The 11,974-nt window shown below is 69.1% G+C and carries 9 protein-coding genes; all 9 read left to right on the plus strand.

The genetic code is table 11. The features are described from left to right. Window positions 1-9 precede the first annotated feature (9 nt). Window positions 10-1,158 carry an ABC transporter ATP-binding protein gene (locus C1I97_RS01495; protein ID WP_111001395.1) on the plus strand — a complete coding sequence of 383 codons (1,149 nt, stop codon included), beginning with the start codon at window positions 10-12 and terminating at the stop codon, window positions 1,156-1,158. Beyond that, on the plus strand, window positions 1,155-2,879 hold the full coding sequence (locus C1I97_RS01500; RefSeq protein ID WP_111001396.1) for an ABC transporter permease: 1,725 nt from the start codon (window positions 1,155-1,157) through the stop codon (window positions 2,877-2,879). Before C1I97_RS01495 ends, C1I97_RS01500 begins: the two co-directional genes overlap by 4 nt. 49 nt (window positions 2,880-2,928) lie before the next feature. Beyond that, complete coding sequence (locus C1I97_RS01505) at window positions 2,929-4,038, plus strand: ABC transporter substrate-binding protein (protein WP_111001397.1); 1,110 nt, start codon at window positions 2,929-2,931, stop codon at window positions 4,036-4,038. 225 nt (window positions 4,039-4,263) lie between these two features. Further along, a complete protein-coding gene (locus C1I97_RS01510) occupies window positions 4,264-5,451 on the plus strand; it encodes an acyl-CoA dehydrogenase family protein (protein WP_111001398.1) in 1,188 nt (395 codons plus the stop codon). A 5-nt stretch (window positions 5,452-5,456) separates the two neighbouring features. Then, a complete protein-coding gene (locus C1I97_RS01515) occupies window positions 5,457-6,869 on the plus strand; it encodes an MmgE/PrpD family protein (RefSeq protein WP_111001399.1) in 1,413 nt (470 codons plus the stop codon). Next, entirely contained in the window at window positions 6,866-8,011 is a 1,146-nt protein-coding gene (locus tag C1I97_RS01520; RefSeq protein ID WP_111001400.1) for a citramalate synthase, read from the plus strand. Before C1I97_RS01515 ends, C1I97_RS01520 begins: the two co-directional genes overlap by 4 nt. Further along, window positions 8,008-9,222, plus strand: a complete 1,215-nt coding sequence (locus C1I97_RS01525) for a CaiB/BaiF CoA transferase family protein (RefSeq protein ID WP_111001401.1) — start codon at window positions 8,008-8,010, stop codon at window positions 9,220-9,222. Before C1I97_RS01520 ends, C1I97_RS01525 begins: the two co-directional genes overlap by 4 nt. Then, complete coding sequence (locus C1I97_RS01530) at window positions 9,219-10,022, plus strand: enoyl-CoA hydratase/isomerase family protein (protein WP_111001402.1); 804 nt, start codon at window positions 9,219-9,221, stop codon at window positions 10,020-10,022. Before C1I97_RS01525 ends, C1I97_RS01530 begins: the two co-directional genes overlap by 4 nt. Window positions 10,023-10,030: 8 nt before the next feature. Beyond that, on the plus strand, window positions 10,031-11,494 hold the full coding sequence (locus C1I97_RS01535) for an aldehyde dehydrogenase family protein (protein ID WP_111001403.1): 1,464 nt from the start codon (window positions 10,031-10,033) through the stop codon (window positions 11,492-11,494). Window positions 11,495-11,974 lie beyond the last annotated feature (480 nt).

Here is an 11,974-nt window from a genome sequence, read left to right on the forward strand (position 1 = left end):
CCCATCAGGATGAAGATCACCATAGAGAACCTTCAGCTGCGGTACGGCGGCGTCGCTGCGATCAAGAACATGGATCTTGAGATCGGTGACCGTGAGTCCGTCGTGCTGCTCGGCAAGTCCGGCTGTGGCAAGACGAGCACGATGCGGTGCATCGCGGGGCTGGAGGAACCGACGGCGGGACGTATCACCATCGGCGACACCGTGGTGTTCGACGCCGAGGCCGGGATCAACCTCCCGCCGAACAAGCGCAACGTGGGCATGGTCTTTCAGTCATACGCCGTCTGGCCGCACATGACGGTGTTCGAGAACGTCGCCTATTCCCTGAAACTGCAGAAGGTCGCCAAGGCCGAGATCAAGCAGCGGGTGGCCGAGGCCCTGGAGCTCGTCGGCCTGGAAAGCTTCGCGGACCGTGGGGCGAGCCTGCTGTCCGGTGGCCAGATGCAGCGGGTCGCGCTCGCCCGGAGCCTGGTCATGCGGCCTTCGGTGCTGCTGCTCGACGAGCCGTTGTCCAACCTGGACGCGCGGCTGCGCGATCGGCTCCGGGTCGAACTGCGCGAGATCCAGCTCCGGCTGGGCCTGACCACTGTCTATGTGACCCACGACCAGCTCGAGGCGTTCGCACTGGCCGATCGCATCGCGCTCATGCAGGACGGCGTGATCGTGCAGATGGACGCACCCGACGCGATGTACAACTCGCCGGCGAGCGCCTCCATCGCGCACTTCCTCGGTGTGGCGAACGTGCTCGACGTCGACGTCGCCAGCACCGGGACCGGGACCTGGACCCTGGCCGGCAGCGGCCTGCCGATCACGTCGACGGCTCCCGAACCCGGCCGCGGGAAGGGCGGGCTCAAGGCGTGCGTGCACAGCGAGGACGTGCGCCTGTCCGCGGAGCGGCCGGCCGGCCGCAACGTGTATCCCGCCACCGTCCTCGTGGCCGGCTTTCAGGGCGCGAGCACACGCTACGCGGTGAGCATCGATGGGAAGCTCGAGCTCGACGTACTCGCCTCGGCCCGCGGCAACACCCGGTTCGAGGTCGGAGCGCGGGTGTGGGTCTCGATCGATCCCGCCGCGGTCCAGGTCCTGCCGGAGACGGCTGTGGCTCCCGCGGCTCCCGGTGCGACGCGGCCCGCCGCGACCCTGGAAAGAGTGGGCTCATGACCTCGGCCCGCTCGGCGCTGACGCGCGCCCGTCGCGAGATCCCCGGCGGCATCATCGCCGTGGTGCTGGCGCTGCTGATCGTGCTGCCGGTGGCGTTCATCGTCGTCGCAGCCCTGACGACCGAGGTGCCCCGTCCCGGAAACGCGGGAATCGGCTCGTTCACGTCCGGCAACTTCGGGATCCTGGCGACGCAGAACGGGGTACGGAGCCTGCTGAACTCGGTGGGGATCGGCGCGGGCGCGGCGGTCGTGTCGCTCGTCATCGGCGCAAGCCTCGCGTTCATCGCGGCGCGCACCGACGCCCCGTGGCGGCGCTTCATCTTCATCGCGGGCATGGCGCCCATGTTCCTGCCGTCCATTGTCGGCTCGCTGGCGTGGTCCCTCCTGGCCAGTCCCACCGCTGGCTACCTCAACATCGCCCTGCGTGACCTCGGCGTCCCGGTCACGTTCGACGTCTACTCGTACGGCGGGCTCGTCTTCGTTCTCGGCGTCTACTACGCGCCGTACACGTTCATGCTCACGCACAGCTCGTTCTCCATGATGAACGCCGATCTGGAGGAAGCGTCCGCGGTCCACGGCGCGAGCCTGTGGAGCATGCTGCGCACCGTGACGCTGCCGCTGGCGGTCCCGGCCCTCGCTGGCGCGGCGATCCTGTCGTTCGCCCTGTCGTTGGAGAACTTCCCGGTCAACGCCATACTCGGGAACCCCGGTGGCATCGAGACCCTCCCGACGTACATCTACCACCTGATGGCCGCCTCACCCGTGCGGGCCAACGCCGCCGCGGGCATCGCCGTCGCGCTCACGGCCGCCCTGCTGGTCGCGACCTACCTGCAGCAGCGGGTGGTCAACCGGAAGCGGTTCACCACGCTCTCCGGAAAGGGGAACCGGCCGCGTCCGGTGCCACTGCGGTGGGGACGCCGGGTCGCGACGGGATTCGCGGTGCTGTATTTCGTGGTCTCCGTCGTGCTGCCGGTGCTCGCGCTGATCGTCACCTCGACATCGGGATCGGTGTACGTCAACCACATCGCCGACATGTTCAGCCGCGGGTTCACGCTGGAACGGCTGTCCGAGGCCATCGGCCAGCAGGACTTCCTCACGTCGACCGTCAACTCGGTCGTGGTGGCCGTCGTCGCCGCGGTCCTGGGCACGACGATCGCGTTCTCCACATCGTACATCCGCTACCGGACGACATCGCGGCTCGGTCAACTGCTGGAACAGGTCAGCATGTCACCGCTGGCCATCCCTCAGGTCGTGCTCGGCATGGGCATCCTGTGGGCCTGGCTGATCCTCCCGGTCTCCTTGTACGGGACGATCGCGCTCCTGGCCGTCGCCACCGTCGCGGTGACGATGCCGCAGGCGTACCGGAGCGTGTCCTCGTCGATGCTGCAACTGGATCCCGACCTCGAGAACAGTGCCGTCCTCCTGGGCGCCCGCCGGTTCCGGGCCATCCGGAACGTCACCGTGCCGCTGATGCGCACCGGCATCGTGTCGACGCTTCTGCTCCTGCTCATGCTCGGCATGCGGGAGATGAGCGCCGTGCTGTTCCTCTACACCTCCGACACGCGGGTGCTGTCGATCCTTGTCTTCCAAAGTTTCGAGAACGGCAGCCTCAGCTTCTCGGCGGCGATCAGTCTCGTCTTCGTCGTCGTCATCGCCGTGATCGCCGTCTCCGCACAGCTGGCCGCGGCCAGAGAGCGGCGCTTCAACGGTGCAGGCGCCTGATCCGACGAATAGAGCATCCCCACCACCCAACCCGAAGAAAGGCAGATCCATGCGAATCCGTAACGGTGCGCTCGCCTCTGCGATCACGCTCGCTCTGACAGCCGGGCTCGCCGCCTGCGGTGCCGGCGACGGCACCAGCGCTGTCGTCAGTGACGACGCCAAGGTCGACTCCAGCAACGGCCTCGTCATCGACGGAGAGACCATCGCCGACAAGAAGACCTACGAGGCGGCGAAGAAGCAGACACTCACCCTGTACACCTCCTACCAGGAGGCGAACCAGAAGGCGTTCAACGACGCCTTCACCGCCGACACCGGTATCGAGGTGAAGATCGTCCGCGACGTCACGAACAAGCTGTCCGAGCGCATACGCTCCGAGGCCGGCGCCGGCCGACTCCCGGCCGACGTCATCATCACCTCCGACTACGCGGTCGCCGACACCTTCGACAAGGAGGGCATCTGGGCGTCGTACACACCGGCGCCCGTTAAGGGCCAGGACGGTCTGCTGCTGAACGATGCCGCCTTCGTCAAGTTCGCCAACGTCGTGGTGACCTTCGCGTACAACACGCAACAGGTGGCGAAGAAGGACGCCCCGAGGTCCTGGAAGGACCTGCTGGACCCGAAGTACTCCGGCAAGGTCGGTCTCGTCACCGGCACCGCCGGCGGGTCGTCGATCGCGCTGAACCGTTTCATCCAGGAGAAGGTCGACCCCGACTACTGGAAGAAGCTCGCGGAGCTGAAGCCCACGATCTTCGACAGCGGTGGTGAGCGCCAACAGGCGCTGGCCCGCGGTGAGCTGGCGGTGGCCACGGCCGGGACGGCGGCCGTCAACGTGGCGGTCACCAAGGACGGCGCGCCCATTCAGTACGTCGTGCCGAAGGAAGGCCTGGTCCTGTTCAGCTTCTTCGCCGGAAAGGCGGCGACGGCGAAGAACCCGGAGGCGGCGAAGGTGTTCCTCAACTACGCGCTCTCCAAGCGTGGCCAGAAGGTCATCAGCCAGGTCGGTGACTATTCCGTCCGTGCGGACGTCGCCCCGCCGGTGGCCACCGGACACAAACTGCCGGCTCTGGACTCCGACCAGGTGTGGCTCATGCCCGCCGAGGCGGAGGTCAAGCACGGTGAGGCCGACGCCGAGATCTGGAAGACCGCCTTCGGCCGCTGACCATTCCTGACGCACGGCCCCGCCGGCCCGGCGCAACCGGGCCGGCGGGGCCGTGCCATGCCCGCTTCTCCACGGCCGGCGCGTTCGGGCCCGGGGATCACACCTTCCGCATGCGAGCGACGGGTCCGGCCGCGGCCAAATTCCACTCGGTGAAAGCTTCGCTACCCCGCCCTCCCACGGTCCGGTTTGCTGACGAGCGGGACAACAGACCGGAAGGGGCGCCCCATGACAGACCTCATCGAGTCCTCGGCGTTCAGCCTGACCGAGGAGCAGATCGCGATCCGCGAGGCGATCGACGCCCTGTGCAAGCCGTTCGACAACGACTACTGGCGCACCCTGGACGAGGAACGCCGGTACCCGGAGGAGTTCGTCAACGCGCTCTACGAGGCCGGCTGGATGAGCATGCTGATCCCCGAGGAGCACGGCGGCGGCGGCGCGGACATCCGCGACGCGGCGGTCGTGCTGGAACAGCTCGAACGGCGCGGCTGCCACGCCGGCGCCGCCCGCGCCGGCATGTACACCATGGGGGCGATCCTTCGGCACGGATCCCCGGAGCAGAAGGCCGAGTGGCTCCCGCGGATCGCGTCCGGTGAGCTCCGCCTGCAGTCGTTCGGCGTGACCGAGCCCGACGCCGGCAGCGACACCACCCGCATCCGTACCTTCGCCCGCCGCGAGGGCGACGAGTACGTCGTGAACGGCAACAAGATCTTCATCTCCCGCGTGCAGCACTCGGACCTGCTGCTCCTGCTGACCCGCACCACCAGGCGCGAGGACGCCGCCAAGCCGACCGACGGCTTCACCGTGCTCCTCGTGGACCTCCGCAAGGCGCTGGCCGACGGCACGATCCGCGCCACCCCGATCAAGACCATGGTCAACCACGAGACCAACGAGCTCGCGATCGAGAACCTCCGGGTCCCAGTCGCCAACCGCATCGGTGAGGAGGGCAAGGGATTCCGCGTCATCCTCTCCGGGATGAACTCCGAACGGGTGATCGTCACCAGCGAGTACATCGGCGCCGGCTTCTACCTCATCGGGCGCGCCGTCGAATACGCCAACGAGCGTGAGGTGTTCGGCCGCAAGATCGGCATGAACCAGGGAGTGCAGTTCCCGATCGCCCAGGCCTACACCAACCTCCAGGCCGCGTCGCTGATGCGCTGGCGGGCGGCGGAGATGTACGCGGCCGGCGACAACCCCCGGTTCGAGGTCAACGCGGCCAAGCTGCTGGCCTCGCAGGCACTGTGGCAGGCCGCCAACGCCGCGTTCGACACCTTCGGCGGCTACGCGGCGGCGGAGGAGTACGGCATCGAGCGTAAGTTCCGTGAGGCCCGACTGCCGTCGACGGCGCCCATCAGCAACAACATCGTGCTGGCCGGCATCGCCCACGGCACGCTCGGCCTGCCGAAGTCCTTCTGACCGCCATGACACCGACACCTGCCATTTCCCATCGACTCGGGGAGACGGGCGTCACCGAGGTGCTGGCCGGCTTCGCCGTGGGCGCGGACACCGCCCGCGGCGACCACACCGCCGAGGTGTCCCGGGCTCTCGTCGACACGGTTGCCGTGTCGATCGGGGCCGCGGGCACGGAGGGCGAGCGCATCCTCAGGACCTGGGCCGAGAACGAGGCCGGCACCGGACCCGCGACCCTCTGGACGTCCGGAACCGCCACATCGGTCTCCCTCGCGGCTCTGGTGAACGGCACCGCCGCGCACCTCCTCGACTACGACGACATCTCGCCCAGCATGCCGCTGCACCCGAGTGCCGTGCTCCTGCCCGCTCTGGTCGCGGTGGCCGAGTCGCGCGCCGTGCCCGCCGACCGCTTCGTCGCGGCCTACGACGTCGGCGCCGCGACATTCCGCGCCGTCGCCGAGGTACTGCCCCAGCACGTGCATTACGCACGCGGATGGCACACCACCTCGACCGTCGGCCGGCTCGCCGTGGTGGCCGCCCTCGTACGGCTGACCGGCGCGCACGTGGATGTCGCCCGCAACGCGCTCGGCATCGCCGCGTCACTGGTGGCGGGCAGCCGCCCGAACTTCGGCTCGATGACCAAACCGCTGCACGCCGGCACGGCCGCCCGCGACGGTGTCATGGCCTTCGAACTCGCCGAGGCCGGATTCACCGCGAACACCTCCGAGCTCGAGGCCCCGGGCGGTTTCCTCGAGCGCTACGGCGACCCCGACCTCTCGCCGGTGGGCTCCGTGGCCGACACGCTCCTCGAGCGGCTCGAGTACTGGACGGACGCCTGGGTCGGCGACTGGGGAATCAAGCGGTACCCCAGCTGCTACGCGACCCATCGCGGCATCGACGCGATCCTGCAACTGCGGGAGCACTCGGCCGGACGGACGCCCGCACGGATCACCGCGACACTCCACCCACGCGGCACTAAGCCGCTGCGGGACAGCGCACCGACGACGCCGACGCAGGCGAAGTTCAGCCTCGAGTACACACTGGCGGCGGCCTGTCTGCGCGGCGACGTGACGCTCGGCGCCTTCACGGACGAGGGATTCAACGACCCCGCGGTACGGGCGCTGATGGGCTCGGTGACCGTGCGGGAAAGCGCCGTGCCGCCGACGGGGCCGGCCGGATTCTCCACCGGATACACCGTCGTGGAACTCGCCTTCGACGACGGAACGACCACGTCGGAACGGGTCGACGTCACACACGGTCAGTCGGCTGACCCCCTCACCGACACCGAGATGCGCGCGAAGTTCGACGACTGCTGCGCGGCCGGCGCTCTGCGCGCCGCGGAAGCCGACCGACTGTTCGATGCGCTCGCCGGCCTGCCCGGTGCGGCGTTCACCGCATCCATCCCGAGGAAGGAGTACCGATGACCACCGGCCGACCGACCGTCGTCGTGCAGGAGGAGGGCATGCGCGAGGGCATGCAGATCGAGAGCGCGGACATTTCCGTCGCCGACAAGATCCGCCTCCTCGACGCGCTGTCGAAAACCGGCCTCCGGCACATCGTCGTCGGCGCGTTCGTCAGCCCCAAGTGGGTCCCGCAGATGGCCCAGGTCGAGGAGGTCATCAAGGGATTCACCCCGGTCGACGGGGTGCGCTACACCGCGCTCGCGCTGAATCCCAAAGGCGCCGAACGCCGGGCGGCATACGCGGACAAGCTCACCCTCCCGGACCCGTCGCTTGGCCGGACCAAGGTGCACCTGTGCGACGTCTTCGTGCGGCGGAATATCAATCGCAGCCAGGCCGACGAGATCGCCGCCATCCCCAAGATGATCGAAGCGGCGCGGGCGGCCGGGGCGACCCACGCGGAGATCTCGATCAACGCGGCGTGGGGCTCCAACTGGCTCGGCGAGTTCGACGAGGACGAGCGGATGCGGCTCCTCCAGCTGCAGTACGACGCATGGTCGGCGGCCGGAGTCCCGGTCACCCGGATCCACCTCGGCGACCCGATGAGCTGGAACACCCCCGCAGCCGTCCGGTCGATGTTCCGCCGCATCCTCGCGACCTGGCCCGAGATCCGCGACTTCCACCTGCACCTGCACGACGCCCGGGGGATGGCCATGCTCTCGGCCTACACCGCGATCCAGGAGCTGGACGACCGGCACACTGTGCTGGTCGACACCTCCGTCGGCGGCATGGGCGGCTGCCCTTACTGCGGCAACGGCCGTGCCACCCGGATGATCCCGACCGAGGACTTCGCCCACCTCATGGAGGCCGAGGGCATCGAGACGGGCCTGTCCGTGCCCGCCCTGGTCGAGGCCGGCGTGATCGCGCAGGAAGTCGTCGGGCACGAACTGTGGTCGAAGGTGACGGCGGCGGGACCGCGCCCGACCGGCCGCGAAGTGTACCCCATGGACATGCCGTTCGTGGAGACGTTCGAACAGGCCCAGCACTTCCGGTGTGGGCCGTCGGTGTACGAGGGTGCGCTGTCACCGTGGCGGGAGCCGGTGCGGTCGGCGGCCCGGGACGAGTACGAGGCGCGGCTCACCGCGCGGGAAGGGGTGCGGGCGTGACCGCGCATTCGCTGGACGACATCCGCGTCGTCGAGATCGGGACCAGCATCGCCGTACCGTACGGCTGCCAGATACTCGGCGACTTCGGCGCCGAGGTCATCAAGGTCGAGCGGCGGGGCGGCGGCGACGAGGCGCGGCGCTGGGCCCCGGTACGCGACGGCGTGTCGGTGACCTTCCTCGCGTTCAACCGGAACAAGAAGTCCGTCGTCGTCGACTACAAGGACACGCGGGGCAAGAAGGTCCTCGAGAACCTGATCGCGTCGGCCGACGTCCTCGTGCAGAACCTCCGGCCGGGCGCCCTCGCCGCCGCCGGGTTCGACTGGGACTGGCTCCACGAGCTCAACCCGCGGCTGATCTACGTCGAGATGACCGGCTACGGCCGGACCGGACCGCGCCACCTGCAGCCGGCCTACGACGCGATGCTGCAGGCCTACTCCGGCGTCGTGGCGATGACCGGCTCCGACGACGGACCGCCGGCCCGTGTGCCGTTGTCGATGATGGACATGAGCACGGGCATGTGGCTGGCGCTCGGCGTGTTCGAGGCGCTGCGCCGCCGGGAGCGGACCGGGGAGGGCGTGCACATCGAGGTGTCACTGCTGCAGTCCGCACTCGCCTGGGTAGCGGCCCCGCTGATGGGCGTGGCGGCCGGTGAGCCGGTGCCGGAGCGCCTGGGCTCGGGCTTCAGGGGAAACGTACCCAACGGGGCATTCCCGACGTCGGACGGCTACATCTTCCTGTCGGCGGGCAACAACGACACCTTCCACCGGCTCCTCGACGCCATCGAGGCGACGGAACTCGTCGGCGAGCCAGACTTCGAGGACAACCTGGCCCGGGTGAAGAACCGGCGCCTGGTCAACGAGCGGCTGGGCGCCGCGACCTCGCGGTTCACGACGGACGAGCTGGTGAAGCGGCTCGAGGTGGCCGGTGTGCCGCACTCCGCGGTGCACACGCTCGACCAGGTACTCACGGATCCTCAGGTCCAGGCCCTGGGCCAGGTCATGGCCGTCGAACACCCGGCACTGCGGAACATGACGGTGGTGAACACTCCCATCACGTTCGACGGCGAGTACCTCGCACACCGCAGCCACGCACCCGAGCTGGGCGCCGACACCGGGGACGTGCTCGGTTCGCTCGGCCTTGCCACTGAAGAGATCGACGCGCTGATCGAGGCCGGTGTCATCCAGGCCGCGCGGGAAGGAGACCGGCCATGACCGACGGACTCACACCGGCCGAGGAGAACGAGGTCCTCTACGAGGTGCGCGACCGGGTCGCCCGGATCACGATCAACCGGCCGCACCGCCGTAACGCGATGAGCCGGAACACGGTACGGCTGCTCACCGAGGCGTTCGTCGAAGCGGGGGAGGACCCTGACGTGTGGGCGGTCGTCATCACCGGCACCGGCGACAAGGCGTTCTGCGCCGGCGGCGACATGAAGGAGATGGACGACATCGCGCGTGCGGGCCGCCAGGTCCACACGCCGATGACCGGCACCTACCGAGCCCTTCTGGAGGTGATGCTCGAGACCTACAAACCCGTGATCGCCGCCGTCAACGGCCATGCGATCGCCGGAGGGTGCGAGATCGTGCTCGCCTCCGACGTGCGGATCGCCGTGGAGGGAGCCACCATCGGGCTGACCGAGGCCCGGCGGGGCATGGGCGCCAACTTCGGCTCGGTCGTACTGCCCCGGCTTGTCCCGCGTGCCGTGGCGATGGACCTGCTGTACACGGCCCGCACGATTCCGGTGGAGGAGGCGCGGGACCTTGGGCTGATCAACCGGGTCGTGCCGCGTGAGACGTTCACCGACGCCGTCGAGGCGTATGTCCAGGAGATCGTCGCCAACTCCCCGGTGTCCCTGCGGCGTTACAAGGAGATGGCGACCAAGAGCTGGGGGCTTCCGATGCCGTCGGCCCTGCGGCTGAACGCCGGCCCGAATCCGTACACGAGCGAGGACCGCGCGGAGGGCGTCCGCGCATTCCTGGAGAAGCGCGCGCCCCAATGGAAGAACCGGTAGGAGGAACGGTGGACCTGCTCGACCCCGAGATGTGGACTGGCCGGATCGGTGTGGACGGGTGGAAACCCGGCGAGGGTGCCGCCCTCGCCGCTCGCGAGGCCACGACCGGCGATCAACTCGGAACACTGGGCACCGCGTCCGTCGACCAGGTCGCGGCGGCGGCCACCGGGGCGCGGTCGGCGCAGCGCTCCTGGGCGGCGCTGCCGCCGGCGACGCGGTCGTCGGTCCTCCGGGCAGCGGCCGACGTGTTCGAGCGGGAGACCGAAAAGATCACCCCGTGGATCGTGCGTGAGTCCGGCGGATCCTGGACGAAGGCACGAAGCGAGATACTGGCCGCCGTCGCGGAATGCCGGGAGGCAGCGGCGCTGCCGAGTCACCCCCACGGTCAGGTGCTGCCGAGCAACAAGGAGCGGTGGTCTCTCGCGCGACGGGTGCCGGCCGGTGTGGTCGCGGTTATCTCGCCGTTCAACTACCCGTTGACGCTGGCCATCCGGTCCGTGGCGCCCGCGCTCGCACTCGGCAACGCAGTGCTGCTCAAGCCAGATCCCCGTACTTCGGTGTGCGGCGGGGTCGTCCTGCAGCGCGTCTTCGAGGAGGCGGGGCTGCCGGCCGGCGTTCTGCAGTTCCTTCCCGGCGGCGCGGAGGTCGGCGCGGCCGTCGTCGAGGCTCCCGAGGTCCGAGTCGTCTCCTTCACCGGCTCGACGGCGGCCGGACGCCGGGTGGGAGAGGCCGCCGCCCGGCTGCTGAAGCGGGCTCATCTCGAACTCGGCGGCAACAACGCGATCCTGGTCCTGCCCGGCGCCGACATCGAGCGGGCGGCCGCAGCAGGCGCGTACGCCTCGTTCCTCCACCAGGGCCAGATCTGTCAGACGGCCGGCCGCCATCTGGTGCACGAGTCGCAGTACGACGCCTACGTGACGGAGCTCGCCCGGATCGCGACGTCGCTCACGGTGGGAGATCCCTACCGCGAGGAGGTCCAGCTCGGCGCGATCATCGACGACACCCAGACAGCCCAGATCCGGTCGATCGTCGCCGATGCGGTTCGGGACGGCGCCAGGGTTCTCGCCGGCGGCGACGTGACCGGGCGTTTCGTCCGGCCGACCGTACTCGGCGCGGTGTCGACCTCGATGCGTGCGTGGCGGGAGGAGATCTTCGGCCCGGTCGCGCCGGTGGTGCCGTACCGCACCCTCGACGAGGCGGTGGACCTGGTGAACTCCTCGAAGTACGGCCTGTCGGTCGGCCTGCTCGGTGATGTAGGCACCGCGCTCTCGATCGCGGACCGTATTGACAGCGGCAAGGTACACATCAACGAGCAGACGGTCAACGACGAGGCGAACGCACCGTTCGGCGGCGTCGGCGCATCGGGAAACGGTGTCCGCTTCGGCGGTCCGGGCGCGAACATCGAGGCCTTCACCGAGACCCAGTGGGTGACAGTGCGGCCCGAGATCGAGGCCTACGCCATCCAGCCGTAGCCCCGGCCGACAGACGCCGGCGACGCCGGAAGGTTGCGGCCAGCCTGGTGCCACCGAAGATCAACCAGCTGAGGTGGAGAACGCTGCCCGGCTGAGGGACTGTACGGTCTTCGGTGAGCAGAGGTCGTGGAGAGCCCGGTACGTCGAGAGGCGTAGCCGGGTTCGGCGAGCGGCCCGGAGAAACGGACCGGTGGCAGCACCGGCGCCGCGCTCCGTGTCGGCTCAACCAGCGCATAGTCCAGCGTTTGCGGCCTGCCCCTGCCGATAACCTCATCCATGCAGGTGGGAGTGGGTTTCGGCGCCGACCGTGGTCACCCGCGTCGGTGCTCTCGCTCGGGGGACGGTGGAGGCGGCATGATGATCGGCCGTGCTGTTGAGACTGGTGTACCTGGGTATGACGAACGCCTTCGCGATGCTGCGACTGCTGCCGATGAGCGACCGGGAGAAGGATGTCGAGATCCTGGCCCTGCGTCATCAGAT

The sequence above is a fragment of the Streptomyces sp. NTH33 genome (genome assembly GCF_003236365.1).
Taxonomy (GTDB): Bacteria; Actinomycetota; Actinomycetes; order Streptomycetales; family Streptomycetaceae; genus Streptomyces.